The 24,953-nt window shown below is 72.6% G+C and carries 22 protein-coding genes; 11 read left to right on the top strand and 11 right to left on the bottom strand.

All coding sequences use genetic code 11. From position 1 onward, the window contains the following. The first annotated feature begins 32 nt into the window (after positions 1-32). The 3 genes from ABZ880_RS18230 (at position 33) to ABZ880_RS18220 (ending at position 2,383) form a co-directional block, all read left to right on the top strand. Positions 33-575 (top strand): DUF5134 domain-containing protein, encoded by a 543-nt coding sequence (locus ABZ880_RS18230; RefSeq protein WP_361263411.1) that lies wholly within the window; start codon positions 33-35, stop codon positions 573-575. An 85-nt stretch (positions 576-660) separates the two neighbouring features. Further along, on the top strand, positions 661-1,593 hold the full coding sequence (locus ABZ880_RS18225; protein WP_361263408.1) for a M56 family metallopeptidase: 933 nt from the start codon (positions 661-663) through the stop codon (positions 1,591-1,593). Positions 1,594-1,681: 88 nt separating this feature from the next. Beyond that, positions 1,682-2,383 carry a phosphatase PAP2 family protein gene (locus ABZ880_RS18220; protein WP_361263405.1) on the top strand — a complete coding sequence of 234 codons (702 nt, stop codon included), beginning with the start codon at positions 1,682-1,684 and terminating at the stop codon, positions 2,381-2,383. 61 nt (positions 2,384-2,444) lie between these two features. On the opposite strand, the gene ABZ880_RS18215 is transcribed toward ABZ880_RS18220, so the two are convergent. After that, the gene (locus ABZ880_RS18215) at positions 2,445-2,837 is read right to left on the bottom strand and encodes a hypothetical protein (RefSeq protein WP_361263402.1); all 393 of its coding nucleotides are present in this window, start codon (positions 2,835-2,837) and stop codon (positions 2,445-2,447) included. A 200-nt stretch (positions 2,838-3,037) separates the two neighbouring features. On the opposite strand from ABZ880_RS18215, the gene ABZ880_RS18210 reads away from it, so the two are divergent. Continuing rightward, positions 3,038-3,727, top strand: a complete 690-nt coding sequence (locus ABZ880_RS18210) for an HAD-IA family hydrolase (protein WP_361263399.1) — start codon at positions 3,038-3,040, stop codon at positions 3,725-3,727. Between the two features lie 16 nt (positions 3,728-3,743). On the opposite strand, the gene ABZ880_RS18205 is transcribed toward ABZ880_RS18210, so the two are convergent. Then, complete coding sequence (locus tag ABZ880_RS18205; RefSeq protein ID WP_361263396.1) at positions 3,744-3,992, bottom strand: DUF2630 family protein; 249 nt, start codon at positions 3,990-3,992, stop codon at positions 3,744-3,746. Between the two features lie 190 nt (positions 3,993-4,182). On the opposite strand from ABZ880_RS18205, the gene ABZ880_RS18200 reads away from it, so the two are divergent. After that, positions 4,183-4,854: a helix-turn-helix domain-containing protein gene (locus tag ABZ880_RS18200; RefSeq protein WP_361263394.1), complete on the top strand. Its 672-nt coding sequence runs from the start codon at positions 4,183-4,185 to the stop codon at positions 4,852-4,854. Positions 4,855-4,859: 5 nt separating this feature from the next. On the opposite strand, the gene ABZ880_RS18195 is transcribed toward ABZ880_RS18200, so the two are convergent. Beyond that, positions 4,860-5,327, bottom strand: a complete 468-nt coding sequence (locus ABZ880_RS18195) for a DUF6214 family protein (RefSeq protein WP_361263391.1) — start codon at positions 5,325-5,327, stop codon at positions 4,860-4,862. A 189-nt stretch (positions 5,328-5,516) separates the two neighbouring features. Between ABZ880_RS18195 and ABZ880_RS18190 the strand changes: the two genes are divergently transcribed. Continuing rightward, positions 5,517-6,872, top strand: a complete 1,356-nt coding sequence (locus ABZ880_RS18190; protein WP_361263388.1) for an FAD-dependent oxidoreductase — start codon at positions 5,517-5,519, stop codon at positions 6,870-6,872. 125 nt (positions 6,873-6,997) lie between these two features. Beyond that, a complete protein-coding gene (locus ABZ880_RS18185) occupies positions 6,998-8,362 on the top strand; it encodes a nucleobase:cation symporter-2 family protein (RefSeq protein WP_361263385.1) in 1,365 nt (454 codons plus the stop codon). A 1-nt stretch (position 8,363) separates the two neighbouring features. On the opposite strand, the gene ABZ880_RS18180 is transcribed toward ABZ880_RS18185, so the two are convergent. From ABZ880_RS18180 to ABZ880_RS18160, 5 genes are all read right to left on the bottom strand, one after another. Next, positions 8,364-8,528 carry a hypothetical protein gene (locus ABZ880_RS18180; protein ID WP_361263383.1) on the bottom strand — a complete coding sequence of 55 codons (165 nt, stop codon included), beginning with the start codon at positions 8,526-8,528 and terminating at the stop codon, positions 8,364-8,366. Then, on the bottom strand, positions 8,525-8,881 hold the full coding sequence (locus ABZ880_RS18175) for a hypothetical protein (protein WP_361263380.1): 357 nt from the start codon (positions 8,879-8,881) through the stop codon (positions 8,525-8,527). Before ABZ880_RS18175 ends, ABZ880_RS18180 begins: the two co-directional genes overlap by 4 nt. Before the next feature lie 78 nt (positions 8,882-8,959). Further along, the gene (locus tag ABZ880_RS18170; protein WP_361263377.1) at positions 8,960-13,348 is read right to left on the bottom strand and encodes a cation-translocating P-type ATPase; all 4,389 of its coding nucleotides are present in this window, start codon (positions 13,346-13,348) and stop codon (positions 8,960-8,962) included. An 8-nt stretch (positions 13,349-13,356) separates the two neighbouring features. Continuing rightward, positions 13,357-13,971 (bottom strand): hypothetical protein, encoded by a 615-nt coding sequence (locus ABZ880_RS18165; RefSeq protein ID WP_361263375.1) that lies wholly within the window; start codon positions 13,969-13,971, stop codon positions 13,357-13,359. 157 nt (positions 13,972-14,128) lie between these two features. Then, entirely contained in the window at positions 14,129-15,442 is a 1,314-nt protein-coding gene (locus tag ABZ880_RS18160) for a PHB depolymerase family esterase (protein WP_361263372.1), read from the bottom strand. Positions 15,443-16,137: 695 nt separating this feature from the next. Here ABZ880_RS18160 and ABZ880_RS18155 point away from each other — a divergent pair. Next, on the top strand, positions 16,138-17,115 hold the full coding sequence (locus ABZ880_RS18155; RefSeq protein ID WP_361263369.1) for a polysaccharide lyase family 1 protein: 978 nt from the start codon (positions 16,138-16,140) through the stop codon (positions 17,113-17,115). A gap of 34 nt (positions 17,116-17,149) precedes the next feature. Continuing rightward, the gene (locus ABZ880_RS18150; protein ID WP_361263366.1) at positions 17,150-17,959 is read left to right on the top strand and encodes a pectate lyase; all 810 of its coding nucleotides are present in this window, start codon (positions 17,150-17,152) and stop codon (positions 17,957-17,959) included. Positions 17,960-18,053: 94 nt separating this feature from the next. Here the strand turns inward: ABZ880_RS18150 and ABZ880_RS18145 are convergent, their stop codons facing one another. The 3 genes from ABZ880_RS18145 to ABZ880_RS18135 form a co-directional block, all read right to left on the bottom strand. Continuing rightward, positions 18,054-19,010 carry a pseudouridine-5'-phosphate glycosidase gene (locus ABZ880_RS18145; protein ID WP_361263363.1) on the bottom strand — a complete coding sequence of 319 codons (957 nt, stop codon included), beginning with the start codon at positions 19,008-19,010 and terminating at the stop codon, positions 18,054-18,056. 74 nt (positions 19,011-19,084) lie between these two features. Beyond that, positions 19,085-20,254 (bottom strand): PfkB family carbohydrate kinase, encoded by a 1,170-nt coding sequence (locus ABZ880_RS18140; RefSeq protein WP_361263360.1) that lies wholly within the window; start codon positions 20,252-20,254, stop codon positions 19,085-19,087. Positions 20,255-20,317: 63 nt separating this feature from the next. Then, positions 20,318-21,061: a PaaX family transcriptional regulator C-terminal domain-containing protein gene (locus ABZ880_RS18135; protein WP_361263357.1), complete on the bottom strand. Its 744-nt coding sequence runs from the start codon at positions 21,059-21,061 to the stop codon at positions 20,318-20,320. 71 nt (positions 21,062-21,132) lie between these two features. Here ABZ880_RS18135 and ABZ880_RS18130 point away from each other — a divergent pair, with 71 nt between their 5' ends. Together ABZ880_RS18130 and ABZ880_RS18125 are read left to right on the top strand one after the other, a co-directional pair. Next, positions 21,133-22,800 carry an acyl-CoA dehydrogenase family protein gene (locus tag ABZ880_RS18130; protein ID WP_361263354.1) on the top strand — a complete coding sequence of 556 codons (1,668 nt, stop codon included), beginning with the start codon at positions 21,133-21,135 and terminating at the stop codon, positions 22,798-22,800. A 115-nt stretch (positions 22,801-22,915) separates the two neighbouring features. Then, complete coding sequence (locus ABZ880_RS18125; RefSeq protein WP_361263352.1) at positions 22,916-24,925, top strand: HEAT repeat domain-containing protein; 2,010 nt, start codon at positions 22,916-22,918, stop codon at positions 24,923-24,925. Positions 24,926-24,953: the final 28 nt, after the last annotated feature.

Below are 24,953 nucleotides of genomic sequence, written 5' to 3'. Positions count from 1 at the left end.
GACTGTCGAGACCGTCCAGCGGGGAGGTGCGCGTGCACGGACCGGCTTCGCCCGGCTGGCTGCTGGTCGCGCTGTGTGCGGCGACCGGGGCCTACTGTCTGCTGCGGATGCGCAGCACCGTCGAGGAGCAGCGCCGGTCCGCGGGCGGCGAGGCGCTGATGGGCTTCGGCATGGCGGCGATGGCCGTGCCGGCGGCGGTGGTCAGCCCGCCGTCGTGGGCCTGGCCGCTGTACGCGGTCGTGTTCGGCACCGCCGCGCTGCGGGCGCTGTGGGCGGCGCGGACGAGCGCACATCATCTGCACCACCTGGTCGGTGCCGCGGCCATGGTGTACATGGCGGTCGTGATGGCCACCTCCTCCGGACACCGTGGCGGGCACGGGAGTGCGTCCGGAGTCCCGTTGCTGACCGGGGTGTTGCTGCTCTACTTCATGGGCTACGTGCTGCTGTCCGGGGTCCGGCTGATACCCGTCGCCGCGGGTGGCGGTGCGGTGGGGTGGAGCGACCGGCCGGAACTGGCGCGGGCGTGCCGGCTGTCGATGGGGATCGCGATGGTGGCGATGCTGATCGCGCTCTGACGGCCGTCGCCCGCATCCGTTGCTTGCGTCACTTTGCCGAGACAGGCCGTGTTGCGAAGGGCGCGTCGCTCATAGGGTGATCGCCATGATGGTCCCCGCGGCACTGCTGCTGCTCGGCGCGCTGACCGCCGTCGTCGCCCCCAGGCTGCTCGCCCGGGCCGACTGGCCGGACCGTGAACCGGTGGTCGCGCTGTGGGTGTGGCAGTGCGTGGTGGCCGCCGTGCTCCTGTGCTGTGCGCTGTCGATGACGCTCAGCGCGGCGGCGGCCTGGCAGGCGGTGCGCGGCCATGTGTTCGCCGCGGCGCCGCACGCCGTCGTGGACGCCTACGCGCTGCGCGCGGGCCCCTGGGCGGCGACCACCGCGGTGGCCCTTGCCTGCGCCGGTCTGTGGAGCGTCGCGATGCTGGTCCGGGAGGTCGTACGGACACGTGCCCGCCGTCGCCTGCACCGGGCCGAACTTCTCGTGCAGGCGCCGCTGTTGCCCGGGGAGGAGCCCGCGAACGGACGGCTGGTGGTGCTGGAGGGCGAGCGGTCCGACGCCTGGTGGCTGCCGGGTGCCGCGCCGCAACTCGTCGTCACCACCGCCGCGTTGCGCCGCCTCAAGGGCCGACAGCTGGATGCCGTACTCGCGCACGAACAGGGGCACGCCCAGGCCCGGCACGACTGGCTGCTGCACTGCTCGGCCGCGCTGGCCGGCGGGTTTCCGCAGGTGCCGGTGTTCGCCGCGTTCCGCGCCGAGATGCACCGCCTGGTCGAGCTCGCCGCCGACGACACGGCCTCCCGCCGCCACGGCCGTCTGACGACCGCGCTCGCCCTCGTCGAACTCAACGAGGACCGCGGCGTGTTCGGCCCCTCCCCCACCCCGCAGGCCCACGTCCCGCAGCGGGTGCACCGCCTGCTCACCCCGCCCAACCGCCTCACGGCGGCCCGCCGCCTGGGGCTCACCGCGACGGCCACGCTGGTGCCGGTGGTGCCGCTGCTGGTGGCGTTCGTGCCGGGATTGCGGGCACTGGGCTAGGCGGGGCCCGCGCGGGGACGAGCCCCCGGGAAGAGGCACAGGTCTCCCGCATTGGCCTCGCGCCCCGCCCGTCGGCGAGGATCACTTCATGCACAACCTGCCCGTCGAGTCACCGCCCCGTCCGCCGGCCCACCGCACCGCTGTCCGCGCCGCGGCCGTCCTGGCCGTGTGCTCAACCGTCCTTCTCGTCCTGGTCGCGGTCAGGTGGCATCCCCTGATCAACGCCGACGGGGACATCGCCCGCACCACTCACCGCTGGGCCGTCGACGAACCCGGCCTCACCCACACCTTCCGCATCCTGACGGACTGGGTCTGGGACCCCTGGACGATGCGCCTGGCATGCGCGGCGGCCGTGGTGTGGCTGGTGTGGCGCTACGCGGCGTGGTGGACGGCGCTGTGGCTGGCGGGCGCCTGTGCCTGGGGGACCGTGCTGCAGCAGTCCCTGAAGGCCGCCGTCGACCGGCCGCGCCCCGTCTGGCCCGACCCCGTCGACTCGGCCCGCTACGCGGCCTTCCCCTCGGGCCACGCCCTGACCGCCACGGTCGTCTGCGGCCTCCTGCTCTGGCTCCTGCGCCGCCACGGTGTGGGCCGCGTCCTGTGGCGTACGGCGCTGGTGGTGGCCGTGGTGTCGGTGGTCGGGGTCGGTCTGACGCGGGTGTGGCTGGGCGTGCACTGGGCGTCGGACGTGGTGGGGGGCTGGCTGATCGGGGCGCTGGTGGTGGCGGTGGCGGTGGGCACGTACGAGTGGCGGGCGGCTCACGGACGGACGGGGGCGGGAGTCGGCCCGTGACACGTCGACGGCCCGCCGGTTTCACCGGCGGGCCGTCGAGGTTGTCCGGGTCTGCCCGGGCTCACCTCCGGTAGTCGCGGTAGTCATTGCGAATGCTGTTGCGGGTGCTGTTGCGAGAGGTGCGGCGGGACCTGAAAACGAACTTGAGCGCGAGGTGGGAGCCGGCCAGTGCGATCCCGATCGTCACGGCGAAATGGACGCTCACGCTCGGTTTGACAGTTTCTGCGAAATCATGAACGAGCCGAGAAATGAAATCTTCGGCTTCGTGCACCCAATCTTCCGCACTCTTTTCCTGAGCGATGACGGTGTCATGCGCCGCGCCAGGTGGGGCGGACGTTTCGGCTGCCTGCGAGATCGCGGATCCCCCGATTACCGCGAGAAAAACAATCATCGCCACCGAGATCGCACGAGCCGTCAGGCGGCCACGTCGCGCCTGAGGTTTCGCTTTCGGCATGGTGAATCACATCCCCCGTCGGGTTCGACGGCCCGTGCGGCCGCCGAAGCCAGTGCACTCCCGCCGTGCAAGAGGAATCACCTGCTGGAGCATTCATCGTTTCCGGTCCGCTGCAACTGTTACGGGACCCGAATTTCCGAACCCAAGCGGTAATCCATCACCCGCCTCATGCGCGTCGCGCCGCACGCTACCCTTGATCAATGCTCTCCGTTCTCTTCGACTTCTCCGGCACCCTCTTCCGCATCGAGTCCACCGAGTCCTGGCTGCGCGCAGTGCTGGACGAGAGCGGGATCGCGCTCCCCGAGCCGGAGTTGGCGCAGGCCGCGAAGGCGCTGGAAGTGGCGGGGGCGCTGCCGGGCGGTGCGTTTCCGGCCCAACTGCCGCAGCACCTCGCGGAGGTGTGGAAGATCCGGGACGAAAGCGCCGAGCTGCACCGCGCCGCCTACACCGGGCTCTCCCGCCAAGTACCGCTTCCCGACCCGCGGTTGCACGACGCGCTGTACGACCGGCACCGGACGCCGGCCGCGTGGGCCCCGTACCCCGACGCCGAGGAGGTGCTGCACGCGCTGTGCGAGCGCGGTATCGGCATCGGCGTCGTCAGCAACATCGGCTGGGACCTGCGCCCGATCTTTCGCGAGCACGGCCTCGACCGGTACGTCGACGCGTACGTCCTGTCGTACGAACACGGTGTCCAAAAGCCCGACCCGCGGCTGTTCGCGACGGCCTGCGAGGCGCTGGAGGTCGAGCCGGGCGAGGTTCTGATGGTGGGCGACGACGCGCGGGCGGACGGCGGTGCGGCGGCACTCGGGTGCCGGGTGCACCTGGTGGAGCATCTGCCGGTGGCCGAGCGGCCGGACGGGCTGCGTGCGGTGCTGGACCTGCTGGGCTGACCTCAGCGCCGGCTGGTCACTCCAGATAGCCCTCCACCTGCGACGACGGCCGCACCTGCGCCTCGTCGGGGTTCTCCCCGAACTCCGTCTTGGCGCGCCGCTGCCGCAGCAGGTCCCAGCACTGGTCGAGCTCGCGCTCCAACTGGCCGAGCCGCTGGTGTTCCGTCCCGCTGTCGATCTCACCGGACGCGACGGACGCGCGGAGCTTGCGCTCGTCCTCGACCATCTCCGTGATCCTGGCCAGGATCCGCTGGTCCTGTTCCATCTCCCCAGGCCTCCTCGGCTCGGCACTCCCGTCCACTCTAGGAGTGGTGGAGCTCCAGGGCCTGTCCACCCTGGACGATCCCCCGCGTCGCCCAGGGCAGACGGCAGCCCCTGACCAGGCTCTTCGGGGAGCCGGTCGGGGACGTGCTGAGTATAGTTGGCTGGCAGCCAGTCAACGCAGGAGTTACAGCATGTCCCCGCGCAGCGCCTCGGTCAATGAAGAGTTGCGGAGACGTTCCCGGGAGCGGCTCCTGCAGGCGGCCGTCGAGCTGGTCGGCGAGCGCGGATACGAGGCGACGACGCTCGGCGACATCGCGGACAGAGCCGGTTCGGCGCGCGGCCTGGTGTCGTACTACTTCCCGGGAAAACGCCAGCTCGTGCAGTCCGCGGTGCACCGGCTGATGCACCGCACGCTGGAGGAGGCGCTGGAGCGCGAGCCGCGCACGACGGACGGCCGGGAGCGGCTGGCGCGGGCCATCGACGCGATCCTGGGCCTGGGCCGCGACCGGCCCGTGCTGATGCGCCAGCACATGGCGGGGCTGCTGCAGGCGGAGGGTTTTGTGCAGTGCCCGGAGCAGCAGCGGCTGGCCGAACTGCTGCGGGGTGTCGTCGCCGGGCACGGGTCGCAGGACGTCGACGCGGACTATCCGATGCTGCGCTCGGTGCTGATGGGTGCCGTCTACGCGATGGTGCTGCCGAACGTGCCGATGTCGATCACGCCTCTGCGGGCCGAGCTGTTCAAGCGCTACCGGCTCGACTGGGAGATGGGCGTCCCGCCGGAGACCGGGGCGGCATCCGGCGCAACCCGCCCGGCGGATCTGTCACGGTTCTTCGCGACCGGGGATCCCACCGGCCGCGACTGAGCCCGTCAGTGCCGCACATGCCGCGGTGGCAGGAATCCCGCGTCCCGCGCCTCCGAGATCATCCGAAGCGATCTGCGGCGGCTGTGCCCCGTCGCGCACATCACCGCGAGGACCGGGTCGGCGCCCTCCGCCTGGGCCGCGCGGTATTTGTGGGCGACGAGCCGACGGCCCTCGACGCCGCGGGGCCAGGACGGCCGGGCCCGCCGCGCGACCGCGGACGCACCGTGCTCCGTGGCCGGATCCGGCCCGGGGCCGCAGGCTTCGGAGAGCGGTTCCTCGATCCACTCGGCGAGTTCCGCGAGGTCGTCCAGGGAGAGGGCCGGCTGGGCCCGCACCTCCTCCAGCGAGGCACACCCCTTGCAGACCACGGCGAGGGCGTCGACCCGGGCACCGTCGGTGAACGCCAGCCCGACCGTGAACCACGACGTGGCGCCCTCGGCCTCCTGCACTTCCCACGCGAGCCGCACGGACACCGTTGCGTCCGTCGGAAAACGATCAGAAAGATTAAGAAAGGATGCTTCTAGCACACACGGAACGTAACCGCCCGATCACACTCCATAAGAACGGACACGCACGCCGCGTCCGCCCTGCACCCTGTCAGCGGAGCACCTGCGGTGCGATCCTGGAGCCGTCAGCGATCTCCTGTCGTAAGGAGTTCCGCCGTGTTGCGTGTCGCCGTCGTCGGCTCCGGGCCGAGCGGGGTCTACACCGCCCAGAGCCTCGTCCAGCTGGACTCCGAGGTGCTCGTCGACGTCCTGGACCGCTTGCCGTGCCCGTACGGCCTGGTGCGGTACGGGGTGGCGCCGGACCACGAGAAGATCAAGTCTCTGCAGAACAACCTTCGTACGGTCCTGGAGCACGAGCGGGTGCGCTTCCTCGGCGGCGTCCAGATCGGCCCGGGCGGGGTGCCGGTCGAGCGGTTGCGGGAGCTGTACCACGCGGTGGTGTACTGCGTGGGGGCCGCCACCGACCGCCACCTCGGGATCCCCGGGGAGGATCTGCCGGGCAGCTGGTCGGCGACGCAGTTCGTGTCCTGGTACAGCGCCCATCCGGATGCCGTCGACGACGGTTTCGTACGGGGCGCCCGGTCGGCCGTGGTCATCGGCGTGGGGAACGTCGCGGTGGACGTCACCCGCATGCTGGCCCGCGGGGCGGCCGAGCTGAGCCCGACCGACATGCCGCAGGCGGCGCTCGGTGCGCTGGCCGCGAGCCGGGTGAGCGAGGTGCACATGGTGGGCCGGCGCGGCCCGTCGCAGGCCCGCTTCACGACCAAGGAGCTGCGTGAGCTGGGCGGTCTGCCGGGCACCGAACTCACGGTGGATCCGGCGGAGTTGGAGCTTGATCCGGCGTACGGCGACCCCTCTGCGCTGCCCGCGGTCCAGCGCCGCAACGTGGAGGTGCTGCGCGGCTGGGCCCAGCGGCCCGCCGTGGACGCGCGGCGCCGCATCCGGCTGCGGTTCTTCCTGCGGCCGGTGGAACTGCTCGCGGACGGCGGGCGCGTGGGCGCGGTGCGCTTCGAGCGGACGGTGCCCGACGGCTCGGGCGGGGTGATGGGCACCGGCCAGTACGAGGACATCGAGGCGCAGTTGGTGCTGCGTTCGGTGGGCTATCGCGGAGTGCCGCTGGAGGGGCTGCCGTTCGACGCGGCGAGCGGCACCGTGCCGCATCTGGCCGGACGCGTCCTGCGTGCCGATGTCGTGGCGCCGGGCGAGTACGTGGCCGGCTGGATCAAGCGCGGTCCGACGGGCGTGATCGGCACCAACCGTCCGTGCGCCAAGGAGACGGTGCTGTCGCTGCTCGACGACGCCTCCGTGCTCGTACACAAGGATCTTCCCGGAGATCCGCTCGCGCTGCTGCGCGCGGAGGGCATCGAGCCGGTGCAGTGGGCGGGCTGGCAGGCGATCGAGCGGGCCGAGGCGGCGCTCGGGGCCAAGCTCGGGCGCAGCGTCGTCAAGCTGGCGGACTGGGAGGCGCTGCTGGCTGCGGCACGGGCGGCGGGCTCGCAACAGGCCTCGTAGCAGAGTCGACTGCATATGGGTGGGCAGGACACACATCGGCAACAACCCCGCAATCAACAAACTGTTCAAGTCACTTACGGTCTCGTGCTGTTCGGATGTCCCTCCGCCGCCGCTCTGGAGTGCCCATGGCCACGCCCGCCCCCGTCCATCCCGTCGACGAGGTCCCACCCGCACGGCAGTTGGCCGCCTTCGGTCTGCAGCATGTGCTCGCGATGTACGCGGGCGCGGTGGCGGTGCCGCTGATCGTGGGCGGGGCGATGAAGCTGTCGCCCGCGGATCTGGCGTATCTGATCACCGCCGATCTGCTGGTGTGCGGCATCGCGACGCTCATCCAGTGCGTGGGTTTCTGGCGGTTCGGTGTGCGGCTGCCGATCATGCAGGGCTGTACGTTCGCGGCCGTGTCGCCGATGGTGCTCATCGGGACGACGGGCGGCGGACTGCCCGCGATCTACGGTTCGGTGATCGTCGCGGGACTGGCCATCGTGCTGCTCGCGCCGGTGTTCGGGAAGCTGCTGCGGCTCTTCCCGCCGCTGGTCACCGGCACCGTCATCCTGATCATCGGGGTGTCGCTGCTGCCGGTCGCGGGCAACTGGGCCGCGGGCGGGGTCGGTTCGAAGGACTTCGGGGAGCCGAAGAACCTGGCGCTCGCCGGGTTCGTGCTGGCGGTGGTGCTGGGTGTGCAGCGGTTCGCGCCGGTGTTCCTGAGCCGGATCGCGGTGCTGATCGGCATCGCGGTGGGTCTGCTGGTGGCGGTTCCGTTCGGGTTCACGGACTTCGGCGGGGTCGGGGACGCCGACTGGGTGGGCATCAGCACGCCGTTCCACTTCGGGGCGCCCACGTTCGAGGCGTCGGCGATCATCTCGATGCTGGTGGTGGCGCTGGTGACGATGACCGAGACGACCGGTGACCTGATCGCGGTCGGCGAGATGACCGCGCGCAAGGTGGAGCCGCGCTCGCTGGCGGACGGTCTGCGCGCCGACGGCCTGTCGACCGTGCTGGGCGGTGTGTTCAACACCTTCCCGTACACGGCGTACGCGCAGAACGTGGGCCTGGTCGGCATGACCCGGGTGCGCAGCCGCTGGGTGGTGGCCACCGCGGGCGGCATCCTCGTCCTGCTCGGTCTGCTGCCCAAGCTGGGCGCGGTGGTCGCGGCGATACCGGCTCCGGTACTGGGCGGCGCGGGTCTGGTGATGTTCGGGACGGTGGCCGCGAGCGGCCTGAGGACCCTGTCCCAGGTGGATTTCAAGGACAACCACAACCTCACGGTCGTGGCGGTGTCAGTGGCCGTCGGCGTGCTGCCGGTCGGGGTGCCCACGGTCTACGAGAAGTTCCCGGACTGGTTCCAGACGGTGATGAACAGCGGCATCAGCGCGGGCTGCCTGACGGCGATCGTGCTGAACCTGCTGTTCAACCACCTTCCGGCGAGGACGGGTTCAGCCGTCCCCGAGGCGGACGGCCTGCCGAGCGCCACCGACAACGCCTCCGCATAGCTCAGGCCCGGCGGGCCTCCGGCGGCACAGGCTCGTGCCCGGCGAGGGCCCGCCGTGCCTGGTGTTGCATCTGTTCGGACACCACGCGCGCTTCCTCCACGACATCGCCACGTTCGCGCACAAGACTGTCGTAGACCGGCAGGTGGTCGTTTTCATTTGAATTCATGCGCGCCCCAACCTTGCGGCGATTCCGTGACCGACCAGCAAATAGATAGCGGCCGGCAGACCGTAATTGAGGAGAACGCGCAGCCCTTCTGTGTCCATGGTGAAAATGTCCTGTGACCAACCCGCCAGCCAATCGGCCGTGCCGTGCACGAACTCGACGAAGACATTGGCCTCATTGGCTCCGAGCAGGTGGAGCAGGATCCACAGCCCCAGGAAAGCGGCGGCGATGTCGGCGATCGTGTGGATGGCCAGGGCCGTCCGCCGGGCGGTGCTGCGGCTTCGCTCGTGGTGGTGCGGGTGGCCCTGGGGCTGGTCATAGACGGGTGAACCCGGGATCGGGTCGATATTGCTCACTGCATTCCAATCTGACGTATCGCTTTTCCATCTACGTCAGCGTTGCGCGGACGCCGCAGTGTTACAGGCCCGGGATTTCTATTGAGTTTGCGCGGAATGACCGAGCAGGCGTTGCACCGTTTCCTCCAGGTGGGGCAGGCTCCGCTGGGCGGACAGGGCGAGGGCGATCGACGCGGTGACGCCGAGCCAGGCGAGCGGGCCCAGGGGGGTGCAGCCGAAGAGGTTGCTGACGCCCGGCGTCTGGATGAGCGCGACGAGGGCGATCCCGGAACCGACGGACGTGGCCCGGACCAGCGGGCTGTCGCGGCGGTCGAGGAGCGTCTGGGCGAGCTGGGTGCCGACGACGCCGCACAGCGCCATGGTGGCGGAGCGGCGGGCGGTGCCCGGGGTGAAGCGGCCGCACAGCCAGGCCGCGAGCGCGCCCAGGGTCGTGGTCAGGGCGCGGTGGCGGATCTGCTGGACCAGGGGCCCGCCGAGGACCTCGGAGGTGTCCTCCGGCGCCCCGGCCGCCGCCTGCTGCGCCGCCTCGTTCGGCGTCACCGCCACCGCCATCGCCGGGAACAGGTCCGTGAACAGGTTGACCAGGAGCATCTGCCGGGTGGACAGGGGCGCCCGGCCGGACAGCAGCGTGCCGAGGATGCCGAAGCCGACCTCGCCCGCGTTACCGCCGATCAGGATGGCGATGGCGTCGGCGACGCTGTGCCACAGGGCGCGGCCCTCCCGCACGGCCTCGATCAGCACCGACAGGTCGTCCTCGGTGAGGACGAGGTCGGCGGCGTTGCGGGCGGCCGCCGAGCCCCGGGCGCTGATGCCCACGCCGACGTCGGCGGCACGGATCGCCGCGGCGTCGTTGGCGCCGTCGCCGACCATGGCGACCACCCGGCCCGCGTCCCGCAGGGACTCGACGACCTGGAGCTTCTGCTCGGGCGCGACCCTGGCCACGACGCCCACGTCGCGCAGCATCCGGGCCCGGGCCGACCGGTCCGCGGCGGTCAGTTCGTCGCCGGTGACCACAGCCGTGTCCTTGGGCCAGCCGAGGTCGGCGGCGATGGCGCGGGCGGTCTGCGGATGGTCGCCGGTGAGCATGACCGGTCGTACGCCCGCCTCGTTCAGGCCGCCCAGGAGCGCCGGGGAGGTCTCGCGGGGGGCGTCCGCGAGGGCCAGCAGGCCGGTGAACTCCAGGTCGGCGAGCGGCTCGTCGAGTACGCCGGTCTTGCTCCCGCCGTCGGCGAGGCGCCGCTCGGCCACCGCGAGGACCCGCAGTCCGTCGCGGGCGAGCGCGTGCGCCGCGTCGGAGGCCTGCGAGGGCAGGTCGGCACAGGCGGGCAGGACGGTTTCCGGGGCGCCCTTGACGACGAGCGTGCGCGGGCCGTCTCCTGCGCGGCCGACGGCGGCCGCGTACCCGCGCGCGGCCTCGAACGGGAGGCCCTCGAGCTGTGCCCAGTCGGGGTCGGGGCGGGCCGCGTCGAGCACCGCCTCGTCGGTGGCGTGCACCGGCCGGTCGGAGCCGCCGTTGACCTGCGGGCAGGCGCGTGCGGCGGCCCGCAACGTGTCCCCGGAGGCCGCCTCGTCCGTGGCCCGCACCGTGCCGTCGCGGTCGGAGATCCGCGTCAGACGCAGCCGGTTCTCGGTGAGGGTGCCGGTCTTGTCGAAGCAGATGGTGTCCATGCGGCCCAGCGCCTCGAGCGTGCGCGGGGTGCGCACCAGGACACCGCGCCGGCTCAGCCGCCGGGCCGCCGCGAGCTGCGCCACGGTGGCCACCAGGGGCAGCCCTTCGGGTACGGCCGCCACGGCGACGGCCACTCCACCGGTGACCGCTTCGCGGATCGGGGTGCCGCGCAGCAGCGCGAGCCCGGTCATCGCGGCCCCGCCCGCCATGGTCAGCGGCAGTGCCCGGCGCGTGAGGTCCTGGAGCCTGGCCTGCACTCCCGCGGACGGGGGCGTGCGGGCGGCGAGATGGACGGCCCGGGCGGCCTCGGTGCGGTCGCCGGTGTCCACGACGACGGCTCGGGCGTGCCCGGCCACGACGGTCGTGCCTTCGAAGACCATGCAGCTCCGCTCGGCGACCGTGGCCTGCGGCGTCGAATCCGTCTGCTTCTCCACCGGCAGGGACTCCCCGGTCAGCGCGGACTCGTCGACCTCCAGGCCGTCGTGCCACAGCAGCCGGCCGTCGGCGGGCACCACGTCGTCCGCCTTGAGCTCGATCACGTGGCCCGCCCTGAGCTCGGCGGCGTCGACGATGTGCAGGCCGCTCGGCGCGTCTTCGTCGGGGGACGCGCTCGTGTCCGGGACTGTGTCTTCGTCACGAGCCGCGCCCTCGTCCGGGCGTGCAGCGGTGTCCGCAGGCGCCTCCTCGTCGGGGGCTGCGACGCGTGCCTTCTGTTTCTGCTGGGCGAGCAGCCGGGACAGCGCCTGCTCGGCCCGCAGCCGCTGCACGCCGCCGACCAGCGCGTTCAGATCCAGTGCGCCGACGACCAGCAGGGCGTCCATGGCCGAGCCGAGGATCGCCTCGGCGGCCGAGCCGACCGCCAGGACCGGGGTGAGGGGGTCGTCGAGCTCACCGCGCACCGCCCGGGCGAGCTGCACCGACCAGCGCACCGGCGCCGCCAGCGGATGCCCGCCGGCCGCCTCGCCCGGCCGGGCGGTGGCCTCCTGCTCCTGGGCCGGCTCCTCGTCCGGCAGGCTCTTGAGCCGGTCTCGTACGTCCTCGGGTTCCAGTTCGTGCCAGGCCACCCGGGGCCGCGGATGCGGGGCCTCGGCCGCCGCCACCCGCCGAGCCGCGCGGGCGCCCGAGAACAGCGCCATCGCCGCGCTCACGTCGACGGGGGTGTGCCGCAGGCCGGGCCACGGCGTACGGCTCCGTTTGCGGTGCTCGCCGACGGCCACCAGCAGCCCCGAGAGGGTGGCGCCGGACCGGGCCAGCGTCTGCGACCTGCCGCCGATCGCGCGGGACGCCGGGATCGCGGTGAGCAGCCGCCATACGTCGGTCAGACCGTGCAGGGCCACCACGTCCGCTCCCCACACGAGGGCACCGTCCTGGTCGGCCAGGGCGACGGCCACGTCACCGCCGAGCAGCCCGGCCAGTACGTCCGTGTCGTCGGCCGACCGCGGCCGGGCGACCGTGACCACCGTACGGCCCTCGTCGCGCAGCTCGCGCACCACTTCACCCAGGGGCCGCTCGCCGGGCACCACGGTGTCCGCGAGACCGGTGAAGTCGGCCAGCGCGGGGTCGTCCCCCAGCACCACCCGCAGCCCCGCGGTCCGCGCCGCGTCGAGCACGGGCTCGACCCACGCGTCCGCTCCCGCGTCCGGGGTGCGCAGCGCACTGGGATGCAGCACGACCGTGTCGGCCATCTCCAGCTGGCGCAGGCGTTCCGTGTCGCGCACCAGGACGCCCGCCCGGGACAGCGCGGCGCTCAGCACGGCGTTGAAGGCGGCGGGGCCGTAGCGCGCCGCCTTGGGCGAGCCCGCGAGGACCGCCTCGGCGGCCTCCGAGCCGTCGTGCTTGACCAGCAGGGCGGCCACGGCGCCGAGCAGGGACCCGGCGGAGGCGTGTCCGGCGTACTCCTGCGCGGGGGAAGTGTGCAGCGGTGGGCGGGGGCCGTGGTCCGCGGGCACACCGCACTTCTCCGGCGTGCACACCTCGTCGTGCACGGTCTCGAACGCGGCCACCCGGGCCACCGTCTCGGCCAGCTGGCAGGCGCGCAGCGCCGCATCGAGCACCAGGGCGCTCGGGGTACGGCCCGCACCGTGCGCGGTCGCGTTCAGGACGGCCAGCGCGAGATCCATACGGGTACGGCCGAGCCGGGCCCGCAGCCAGGCGCGGACGCTCGGGTTCTCGCGCAGCAGCGTCACCACCGCGGTCACCTGGCGGGGCGTGGGCGGCAGACGCAGGGCGTAGCCGACCACGCCCGCGGTGATGCCCAGCCCGTCGGCCGCGAGCGCCGCCGCGGCGGCCCGTACACCGGCCGGGTCGGCCGGGTGGGCGAACTCCTCCACCGACTCGTGCGTCGAGGTCAGGCCGTGGCGGGCGGCAACCTCCGTGGCCGCCTCCACGACGTGGTCGCCGACCGCTTCCTCGACGGCGACCACCACCAGCCTGCGCAGCCCGCCGTCCCAGTACGCGAGCGCCACGTCCGGGCGTTCGGTCAGCGTCGCGGCCACCCGGCGCGCCAGCTGCTCCGTCCCACCCTCCCGTCGCGCCCCGCCCGGCTCGTCCGGCCGCAGCGCGAGGTGCGCCCGCGTGCCGTAGCGCCAGTGACGCGGGCCCCCCGGCAGCGCACCCCGGACGATCCGTACGGCCTGCGCAGCGCCGTCCGCACCCCGTACGCCGGCCCGTGCCGTCCCCGCCACCGCCCCGGCCGCCGCGCCCACGGCGGGTGCGGTGCCGCGGACGAGCAGCCGTGGGCCGGCCGCCGCGAGCCCTGCCGCGGCGGCCACGGGACGTGTCAGCAGCCCCAGAGCCATCACACCCCCTAGCTGATCGCGGGGCCGGACGGCGCCGTGGTGGTACCGTCCTTCTCGCGGTCGGCACCGGTCGGGCCGGTGGGCGGCTCCGCCGCACCGGGCTCCGGTGCCTCCGGGCCGGGCAGCGGCTCCGGGTCGGCGGTCAACGGCTCCGCACCGGCGGAGGTACCGCCGGGCGTCGCGCCCAGACCGACGCCGGGTGTGGTGCCCACGTCGCCCGAGGGCTCCTCGCGCACCTCACCGGCACGGATCTCGCCCATGTCGCCCGCGGGCATCCCGCGCTCAGCGCCCGCCGGGACGGCGGCCGCGGGGATCCCGCCTTCGCCGCCCGCGGGGAACTCGCCTTCCGGGCGCTCCCGTTCCTCGGGCCGTGGCTGTGTCAGCCAGGCCACCGCAGCGCCGGTGATGGCGACGGGCCACTCCACGATGCCCGCGACACCGAGCACCCCGGCTCCCGTGTACACCGCCAGGCGCCGCCCGCGCGGCGACACGGCCCCGACCTTGTCCAGCGCTCCCTCGGCCGCCCTGCTCACCGCCCCGGCGCCGGGCACGCGCCGCAGCGCCGAGGCCGCGGTCCGCAGCGGCTCCGGGAGGGTCGTCGACGACGACTGCTGCCGAGCCATGATCCGCCTCTTTCCCTTGACGTCCGACATCGCTTCCGGTTCGCCGGGTTCCCGCCCTGCGCGAGGTCACCCGGTCTCCGGCCGGTCGATGAGAGGTCGGACGTCCACCCGCGGGAGGCCCTCGTCGGGGTCGGCGCCTCCCGCGGGCACGATGACGTCAACTCGCCGTACAGGCCGTCCCGTTGAGTGTGAAGGCGCCCGGCGCCGCGCTGTTGCCCGTGTGGTTCGCCTGGTAACCGATGGTGACGCTCGCGTTCGGGGCGAGGCTGCCGTTGTACGAGGCGTTCGTGGCCGTCACCGCACCGGCCGCCGGTGCGTACGTGGCGCCCCAGCCATTGGTGATCGTCTGGCCCGCGGGCAGGGTGAAGGCGAGCTGCCAGCCGTTGATCGTCGTCGTACCGGTGTTGGTGATCGTCACGGAGGCGGTCAGGCCGGTGTTCCAGGCGTTGGTCGTGGCCGTCACCTTGCAGCCGCCCGGCTGCGGCTGGGGTGCCGGGCCGGCGGCGTCGAGGCCGAAGAAGGTCAGCGCGCGGGCCGCCATGCCGTAGCTGTACAGGTTGTGGCCGACGCCCTGGAGGCTGATCGCCTCGACGGGGGCCTGGTCACCGGTGGAGCCGTAGCGGGTGCGGGTCCAGCCGGAGGCGGGCGAGTCGGTGGCGGCCGGGGTCTGGCCGACGCCCAGCACGTTGGTCCACTGCTTGATCTCCTCGCCGAAGTTCGGGTAGCGCAGCACGTCGTCCTCGGTGCCGTGCCACACCTGCATCCGCGGCCGGGGCCCGGTGTAACCGGGGTAGGCGGCGCGGACCAGGTCGCCCCACTCCTGCGGGGTGTGCAGGACGGTGCCGCCGGAGCAGGCGCTGTTCCACTCGGAGCCGTCGGTGGTGGCGAAGCAGCCGAACGGTACGCCGGAGAAGGCGGCGCCCGCGGCGAAGACGTCGGGGTAGTCGCCCAGCAGGACGTTGGTCATCATCGCGCCCGACGAGATACCGGTGGCGTAGATCCTGCCCGTGTCCGCGGAGTAGGTGCGCGTGACCCAGTCGATCATCGACTTGATGCCGACGGGGTCGCTGCCGCCGCCGCGTTTGAGCGCCTGGGGCGAGGAGACGTCGAAGCACTTGCTGGCCCGCGTGACCGACGGGTAGATCACGACGAAGCCGTGGGTGTCGGCCAGTTGGGCCCACTCGGTGCCGTTGTACATGGCCGGTCCGGAGCCGGTGCAGTAGTGCACGGCCACGACGACCGCGGGATGCGCGGTGACGCTCTCCGGTACGTACAGGTACATCTGCAGATTGCTGGGGTTGGTGCCGAAGTCGGTGACCTCGGTGAGGGCGGCGGTGGGGACGACGGTGCGCGCGGCGGCCGGGGGTGCGGTGAGGGTCACCGCGGCGAGTAACGGCACGAGCGCGGCGAACAGCGCCAGGAGTGCCGAACGCAGCGGTCTCCGTGCGGAGTTGCGGGGGGTGAGGGACACGTCCTTGACCCTTTCTGGTCGCGGCTGAGGAGCGGACGTCTTTCGGCGGGCCTTTCGGCCAGGCGGAGTTGGTCTGGGTCAACAGGCCCAGCCCGCCAGGGAAGTGGGGAGTAGTCGCCGCTCGGGGCGGGTCCTCGGCCGAGACGACCGGGTGGCTCGCGTCCGGCTCGGGGCCGATCAGCGGGCGGGTGGACGACCAGGTGAACGGGCCTGTGGACGGGCCTGTGAGTGACCCGGTTCGGTCGCCTCTTCCCACGCCGGCGGCAGCCGTCCCCGGCGACAGGGCCAGAGCGCAGACGGCCGTCGGGAGCAGCACCGGTCCGCCGGCGAACGTACGCGTGCGTGGAGTCGTCATCGACCCGCCCCTTTCGGAAACCGCTCGGAATCTCTCGGGAATCTCTCGGAAAAGGGAAGCGCCCGTCGCATGGTGGCATGGACACGACCGTCATGGAAGCGCTCCCACACTCCTTCGGCATCCGGTTTCAGACAGCCCTTGCCGCCCACCAGGCCTTACGGAATGCGTTCTGCGCAAAGCGTTGACTAGAAAGCGCTTGCCCCCTACGTTCCGTTCAGCACCGTGACCGCCAGAGGCCCTACCGGCCCCGAACGGTCACCGTGCTCGCGCGCGGAGTTCAACATGGCGTACGTCGTTCACGTACAGGATCGAGAGAGTCTTCCTGAAGGGACGCACCCGCATGCGTACTCGCCCCCCACGTACACACGCGCAAAGATCCACGCTGGTGGTGGCCGCCGCGGCCGCACTCGCCACGGCGGCCGCCCTCGCCCTCCCCCAGTCGGCCGGGGCGGCGGAGTCCTCGCCGGTCGGGTTCGGGGCCGGGACGACCGGCGGCGGCAGCACGACGGCGGTCACCGTCTCGACGCTGAGCGCGTTCAAGTCGGCGGTCACCGGCAGCACCGCGAAAGTCGTCAAGGTCAACGGCCTGATCTCGCTGAGCGGTCAGGTGGACGTCGGCTCCAACACCACGGTGCTGGGCGTCGGTTCGGCCTCCGGGTTCACCGGTGGCGGGCTGCGCCTGAAGAACGCGACCAACGTCGTCATCCGCAATCTGAACATCAGCAAGGCGGTCGGCACGGACGCACTCACCGTCCAGAAGTCGACGAAGGTGTGGATCGACCACAACGCCTTCTCGTCCGACCGCGACCACGGCAAGGACTACTACGACGGCCTGGTCGACATCACCCATGCCTCGGACTACGTCACGGTCTCCTGGAACACCTTCAAGAACCACTACAAGGGTTCGCTCGTCGGCCACAGCGACAACAACGCGAGCGAGGACACCGGGCATCTGCGGGTGACGTACCACCACAACTGGTTCGACAACGTCAACTCCCGCATCCCCAGCCTGCGTTTCGGCACCGGGCACTTCTACGACAACTACGTCGTCGGCGCCGAGACCGCCGTGCACTCCCGCATGGGCGCGCAGATGCTCGTCGAGAACAACGTGTTCCGCAGCACCGGGGTCGCCGTCACGACCAACCGGGACAGCGACGTCGACGGCTACGCCAACCTCAAGGGCAACGACCTGGGCGGTGCCTCCACCGAGGTCTCGCAGGTCGGCACGTTCACCAGCCCGCCGTACGGCTACACCGCCGAACCCGCCTCGTCCGTCGTCGCCTCGGTGACCGCCGGCGCTGGCGCCGGAAAGCTCTGACCCGACCCCCCACCTGGAAGAAGGCATTCGGGACATGACTTCACCAGCACGCACGCGTGCCCGTCGGCGCGCACTCGCCGGAGGCCTGGCCGCGGTCGGCCTCTCGGTTGGCATGATCATGACGGAAGGGGCGCTGTCTCCGGCGAGCGCGGCCACCTGGCCCACCGCCAACGGCAGCCAGGCGGTCACCGCCACCATCCCGGTCTCCGGCACCAAGGACTACGGGATGAAGCGGCTGTACGGCAGCGGCGACCTGGGCACCGGCGGCCAGAACGAGGACCAGGACCCGATCCTCGAACTGGCCCCCGGCGCCGTCCTGAAGAACGTCATCATCGGCTCGCCCGCCGCGGACGGCATCCACTGCAAGGGCAGCTGCACGCTGCAGAACGTGTGGTGGGAGGACGTCGGCGAGGACGCGGCGACGTTCCTGGGCTCCTCGTCGTCCAACGTGTACACCGTCTCCGGCGGTGGCGCGAAGGAGGCCAGTGACAAGGTGTTCCAGTTCAACGGTGCCGGGACGCTGAACGTCTCGAACTTCGCCGTGCAGAACTTCGGCACCTTCGTCCGCTCGTGCGGCAACTGCAAGAGCGGCCAGTACAAGCGGACGATCAACCTCAACACCATCGAGGCGACCTACAAGGGCGGGCGGCTCGTCGGCATCAACACCAACTACGGCGACAGCGCGACCCTGAAGAAGATCACCATCGTGGGAGACTCCGGCAAGAAGATCGTTCCCTGCCAGAAGTACATCGGGAACAACACGGGGGCCGAGCCGCCCAAGAACGGCTCGGGTCCGGACGGGACGTACTGCAAGTACGCCTCGTCGGACATCACCTACAAGTAGGCCAAGCACAGACCCCCCACGGGGAACGGGCCGTACGAAGCGCACCCGCACGGCGCTTCGTACGGCCGCCGTGTGTTTGCGGGTCTCCCGGAGGTCAGCCCAGCTCGGCGTACTCGACGGCGATCCGGGCGCCGAGCCGGGCGTTGTTCTTGACCAGGGCGATGTTGGTGCGCAGGCTCTCGCCGCCGGTGAGTTCGACGATCCGGCCGAGCAGGTACGGGGTGGTGTCCTTGCCGGTGATGCCGACCTTGACCATCTCGGCGAGGGCCTGGGTGATGACGCCGTCCATGCGCTCGGCGGGAACCTCCTCGTCCTCGGGCACGGGGTTGGCGATGCTGATGCCGCCGGGGATGTCGAGGTCCCAGCGGGCGTGCATCACGGCGGCGATCTCGGCCGGGGAGTCCACGCGCATGGGCGAGGTGAAGCCGCTGCGGCGGGAGTAGAACGCCGGGAACTCGTCCGTGCCGTAGGTGAGGACCGGGACGCCGAGGGTCTCGAGGGTCTCCAGGGTCAGGCCGATGTCGAGGATGCTCTTGACGCCCGCGCTGATCACCGCGACGCCGGTCGCGGCCAGTTCCGTCAGGTCGGCGCTGATGTCGAACGTCGTCGGCGCGCCGCGGTGCACACCGCCGATGCCGCCGGTGACGAAGGTACGGATGCCGGCGAGGGCGGCCAGCCGCATGGTGGCGGCGACGGTCGTCGCGCCGTGCGCACCGCGCGCGACGACGTATGCGAGGTCGCGGACGCTGGCCTTGGTGACGTCCGGTGCGGTCGCGAGGAGCTCCAGGTCCTCGGAGGTCAGCCCGATGCGGGGCCTGCCGTGCAGTACGGCGATGGTCGCCGGGACGGCGCCGCCGTCGCGGATGATCTGCTCGACCTCGACGGCCATCTCCACGTTCTGCGGGTACGGCATGCCGTGGCTGATGATCGTCGACTCCAGTGCCACGACGGGCCGCCCGTCGCGCAACGCCTCGCGGACCTCGTCGGTCAGCACCAGCCGCGGATGCGGCACGGCGGTCGCGGGGGTCGGGGCGGGGGTGGGCGTGATCATCTCTGGCTCCGCATCGGGTTGTTCAGGTGGGGCGAGTCGGCAGGTGGGTCGAGGGGTGTGGTGGGGCAAGTTGTTCAGGCCGGTGAGTCGGCGAGGTCGTGCGGGCCGGGCGGGTCGTTGCGTTCTCTCGGCGCGCTCGCGCCGGTCAGTGCGTCCTCGACCAGGCGTGAGGTGAGGTCCGGGCGGACCGTCGCCGGGCTTTCGACCGTCAGGGCCGCGGCGGCATGGCCGTAGCGCGCGGCAGCCGTCGGGTCGCCGCCCGCCAGCAGGGCGTGGACGAAGGCGGCGAGCATGGCGTCGCCGGCGCCGGTGACATCGGCGACCTCGGCGGGGGGCGCCGCCAGGAACGTCGCGTTCTCGCCGGCAGTGCTCAGTACGCTGCCGCGCGCGCCGAGCCGTACCCAGACGTGGCGCACTCCGCGCGCGTGCAGCGTGTCGGCGGCGGCGGTCACCTCGGCCTCGCTGGCGCCGACCGGCCGGCCGAGCAGGGCGCGCAGTTCGTCGAGGTTCGGCGTGAGGGCGAGGACCGGGCGGCGGGCCGTGAGCAGCGGGGCGAGCAGGGCCGCCTTGGGGGCGCTGACCGGGTCGATCACCACCGGCACGTCCGCGGGGTGCGCGACGTCCATCGCGTACGCCAGCACCTCGGCCGGGAGGTTGCCGTCCAGGACCAGCAGGTCGGCGTGGGCGATCAACTCGCGCGCCGGGCGCAGATCCTCCGGCACCAGCGCCTCGGTGGCCGCCATGTCCGCCACCGCCACGACCAGGTCGCCGTCGGCGTCGAGGACCGCGGTGTACGTCCCCGTCGGGTGGGCGCTGCGGTGCACGTGGTCCAGGCGCACCCCGGCGGCCGCGGTCTCCGTGAGCAGGCGCTCGCCCGCCGCGTCCCGGCCGACGGCGGCGATCAGATGCGTCGGGGTGCCGAGCCGCGCCAGGTTCTCCGCGATGTTGCGGCCCACACCGCCCGCCGTGGTGCCGGCCCGCCCGGGGTTGCTCGTCCGCTGCCGTACGGGGGCCAGGCTGCGCACCTTGACGTCGACGTTGGCCCCGCCGACGACCACGACCGCGTTCTCCTCGCGGAGGATGTAGCCGCGGCCGAGGATGGCGCCCTTCTTCCCCAGGTTGGACAGGTGCACGTTCACCGCCGCCCGCGTGCTCCCGAGGGCGTCGGCGATCGCCTGCGCCCCGGCGAGCGGGTCACGGCGCAGCAGCGCGATGATCTCGCGCTCCCGCTGGGTCAACATCATGCTGACCAAACTAAAGCGCCTTTATCGGAGTAAGCAAGAGGGACAGCGGCTGACGGCCGGTTCTCAGTGCCCCATCGATCCGACGATCTCCCGCTGGTACTCGGCGTACGCGGCGCGCAAGGCGGCGCCCGGCCAGTCCGCGGGAAGCAGTTCGGGGGGCAGCACGGGGTCGGCCAGCAGGTGCCGTACGACCGCGGCGAAGGCGGTGAGGCGGTCGGCCGGATGGTGTGCACCGGCGATGTGGGCGAGCAGGGCGCGGGCGGTGGCGGACCAGGTGTCCAACGGCCAGAGTCGGGCGGCCAGTTCGCGTGCGGGGTGGTCGGGGCGGGAGGTGTAGGACTCGGCCACCGGGTCCAGGTCGTCCGGGAGGGGGCGGATCAGGTTGGCCGGGCGCAGCCACACGCCCTCGCGGAGTTCGGCCATGCGCAGGGCGGTCAACCGGTGGCGCAGATCGGCTCGTTCGGCGGGACCGCGGCCCGTCGCCGTGATCACCACCATCTCCCAGTTGCCGCTCCACGCGCGCGTGCGGGCGTCCACCGACTCGTCCTGGCGGCGCTGGCGGGCCAGCAGGCGGTCACTGAGCCGGTAGACGGCGTCGGTGCGCCGCAGGTCACCGGCGGCGACCATCCGGCTGAGCGCGGCGCGCAGCGTGGAGCCGCCGACCCCGAAGGGCTCCACCGCGCGGACGAGGTCCCTCACCGGGAGCTCCGGCGGATGCGTGCCCAGCAGCAGGCTCAGCACGACCGACCGCGCGGACAAGGGGCGCAGATCGACCTCACCGGGCTGCTCCGACACGTTCATGTGCATGGTCACGTACTGTACGTGCGCCTTCTTGTTGCATCATTGCTACGGCCGCAGGAAACATGCAACATAGGTGCATGACCTCGACACCCGCGCCCGCGCGACCCCAGCAGCAGTACGCCACGCACGACGTCACCAACCAGCCCCCGCCCCTGACGCCGTACGACGCCTCCGAGGACACGGCCCTGCTGGAGGGGCTGCACCGCGAGGGCGGCGGATGGGCCGAGGAGGAGGTGCGGCGGCTGGGGCTGAGGGCCGGCAGTGCCGAGGCGCAGGAGTGGGCCGAGCAGGCCAACGTGCACGAGCCGGTGCTGCGCACGCACGACCGGTACGGCAACCGTGTCGACGAGGTCGACTTCCACCCGAGCTGGCACCACCTGATGCGGACCGCGGTCGCCGCGGGCATGGCCGGCGCGCCCTGGGCGGACGACCGTCCCGGTGCCCATGTCGCCCGTACCGCGGGCGGGTTGGTGTGGGGGCACACCGAGGCCGGGCACGGCTGTCCCACGTCGATGACGTACGCGGCCATCCCTGCGCTGCGCGCGCAGCCCGAGCTGGCGAAGGTCTACGAACCCCTGCTGACCGGCCGGGAGTACGAGCCGGAGCTCCGGGTGCCGACCGAGAAGCGCGGTCTGCTCGCCGGCATGGGGATGACGGAGAAGCAGGGCGGCTCCGACGTCCGTACGAACACCACGACGGCGTGGCCGACCGCCGAGCCCGCCCTGTACGCGCTGCGCGGGCACAAGTGGTTCACCTCGGCGCCCATGTGCGACGTGTTCCTGGTGCTGGCACAGGCCCCGGAGGGGCTGTCCTGCTTCCTGGTGCCGCGGATCCTGCCGGACGGGACCCGCAACACCTTCCGCATCCAGCGCCTCAAGGACAAGCTCGGCAACCGCTCCAACGCCTCCTCCGAGCCGGAGTTCGACGGGACCCTCGCCTGGCTGGTCGGGCCGGAGGGGCGGGGCGTCAAGACGATCATCGAGATGGTCAACTGCACGCGGCTGGACTGCGTGATGATGTCGGCCACGCTGATGCGCAAGACGCTGGTCGAGGCGGGACACCATGCGCGCCACCGCAGCGCGTTCGGGGCCCGGCTGGTCGATCAGCCGCTGATGCGCAACGTTCTGGCCGACCTCGCGCTGGAGTCCGAGGCGGCCACGACGCTCACGCTGCGGCTGGCGGGCGCCGCGGACCGGGCGGTGCGCGGGGACGCGGGCGAGGCGGCGTTCCGGCGGATCGCGACCGCGGTCGGCAAGTACTGGGTCACCAAGCGGGGTCCGGCCTTCACCGCGGAGGCCCTGGAGTGCCTCGGCGGCAACGGCTATGTGGAGGAGTCGGGCATGCCCCGCCACTACCGCGAGGCTCCACTGCTGTCGATCTGGGAGGGCTCGGGAAACGTCAACGCCCTCGACGTGCTGCGGGCGCTCCGGCGTGAGCCCGCCACCGCGCAGGCCCTCTTCGGCGAACTCGCCCTGGCGCAGGGCGCGGACGCCCGTCTGGACGCCGCCGTGACCCGGCTGGAGAGCCTCCTGGTCACGGGGTCCGAGTCCGGTGCCCGCCGGCTGGTCGAGCTGATGGCCCTGACCCTGCAGGCCTCCCTGCTGGTCCGGCACGCCCCGCCGGCCGTCGCCGACGCCTTCTGCGCGAGCCGGCTCGGCGGCGACTGGGGGCACGCCTTCGGCACGCTGTCCGACGCGGCCGATGTGGACGCCGTCCTGAATCGTGCGCTGCCCGGGGGCAGTTGACCCTCCGGCCGCCGGGCGCGCGTGTTTGGCGCAGAGTCACCTCCCGATTCCGCTTCGTTGTCAGTGGCGTGGTGCAGACTCACGATCGGTTGGCACTTCGCCTGGGGAGGACAACGTGTTCACGGGGATCGACGAGGTCGACTGGGCCTCACTGCGTCATGCGTACGGCAGCGCGGAGGACGTGCCCGGACTGCTGCGGGGCCTCGCCTCCGCGGACCCCGCCGAGCGGGAGGTCGCGCTCGACGCGATGTACGGCGCGGTGCACCACCAGGGAGACGTGTACGACTCGACACTGGCCTGCGTTCCGTTTCTGTTCGCGCTCGTGCAGTGCGCGCAGGTGCGGGACCGGGGCGGCCTCGTGGAGCTGCTGGTGAGCATCGGCCGGGAGGGCGAGGCGCGGGCGGACACGGACGGGGCCTGCGCGAAGGCGTACACCGCGATCCGCGCGGGCGCCGAGGCCTTCGCCCGGCTGGCGGGGGATCCGGACTGCGGGGTGCGGCGGGCGGCTCCCGGCGCGCTGGTGCGGTTTCTCGCCGAACCGGCGCGCGTGCTGGGCCTGTTGCGGGAGCGGATCACCGTGGAGCGGGACGACCGGGTGCTGCTCGCCCTGACCGAGAGCCTCGGGCTCTACGTGCGGCGGCACCCCGGGCAGGCCGCCGAGGCGGTGGACCTCCTGACGGCGCACAGCGTCCCGCCGTACGGCCCCGGGCTGCGCCTGGCCGCCCTCGGCCAGCTCGCGGGCTGTGCGCCCGACCGGCTTCCGACCGACCTTGTGCCCACCGTCGTAGGGCTGCTGAGGGAACGCTCCGAGCAGCGGCCCTGCAGGCGGGCGAAGCCGGACTGTCCCGGCACCGACACGCTGGTCGGCCGGCTGCGACGGCTGCGCCCCTCGGACGAGGAGGGCTCGCAGCTGCTGCGGACCCTGCACAGCGCGCTCGACGACCGGGTGGGCGACCGGATCGCCCTGCTGGTGGGACAGTTGAGCAGCCCGGACCCGACGGACCGGTGCAACGCGGTGTGGATGTTCCCCGGGCTGATACGCGAATGGCGCGCCGACCACAGCGAGCCCGTGGCCCTGATCGGCGCGCAACTGGGCACGGAGGACGACCGGTTGCGCGAGGCCGCACTGTCCGCCCTGGACGGCCTCCTCGACCTGGCCGCCCCGGCCGCCGACCACCTCGACGCGCTGGTGACCTCCCGCCCCGATCTGTGGGTACGGCGGTGGGAGCGCGGGGCGCCGACGCTGGGCAGCCCGGTCAAGGTCCTTGCCCAGTGCGGGGATGCGCGGGCGACGCCGGTGCTGTCACAGGTGCTGGCCGGGCAGGTCGTACCGGACGACCTGGGGCGTGTGATCGTCCATCTGGGGCCCGCCGCGGCCCCGTTGGCGCCGGCGCTGCGGCGCAGGCTCGGGGACGTTCCGCTGGACTCCCCCGAGACGTACGAGCGGGCGGCGCCGCTGCTGTGGGCGCTGGAGGCGCTCGGCGACGGGGAGTCGGTGCCGGAGGTGCTGCGGGTGCTGCTGGGCATGCCGGACGGCGTGCCGTCGCGGGAGACGGTGGTGGAGGCGGCGGCGCGCGCTCTGGGGGCGTTCGGGGTGGCGGCGCGGGAGGCGCTTCCCGCGTTGCGGGGGCTGCTGGACACCGGGTCGGCGGTCGCCGCCGCCGGGGCGTTGTGGTCGGTGGAGGGTGACGCCTTTGCCGTACTGCCCGTGCTGGTCCGGGAGTTGACGAGCGGGCGGCACGGGCGGCGGGCGGCGGCCGAGACGCTGGCCCGCCTGGGCGCGGCGGCCCGCCCCGCCCTGCCGGAACTGCGCCGCATGGCCGAGTCCGAGGACGTGTGGGACCGGACGTCGGCCGCGTGCGCCGTGTGGCGGATCGGCGGGGACCCGGAGATCGCCGTCCCGGCCCTGAGGGCGGCCTGGGCGCAGAACCCGCACACGCGGCACACCATCGCAGCGTGCGCCGTCGAACTCGGCCCCGCGGGTGCACCGCTGCACGATCTGCTGCGCGCGGAAGTCTCCTCGCCACGGCGGCATCAGGCTTCGCTCGGCGGATACGGCACCCGCGACATCGTCGAGGACGAACAACTGCTGCGGGCGTGCCGACAGGCAGTGGGTGACGGGTAAGGCACGCGCGCGCCCGGGCGGGCCCGGC

Origin of the sequence: Streptomyces sp. NPDC047043 (assembly GCF_040644055.1) — a bacterium.
GTDB lineage: Bacteria > Actinomycetota > Actinomycetes > Streptomycetales > Streptomycetaceae > Streptomyces.
The sequence above is the reverse complement of the archived record's forward strand: the minus strand, read 5'-3'. Positions and strand labels throughout refer to the sequence as shown.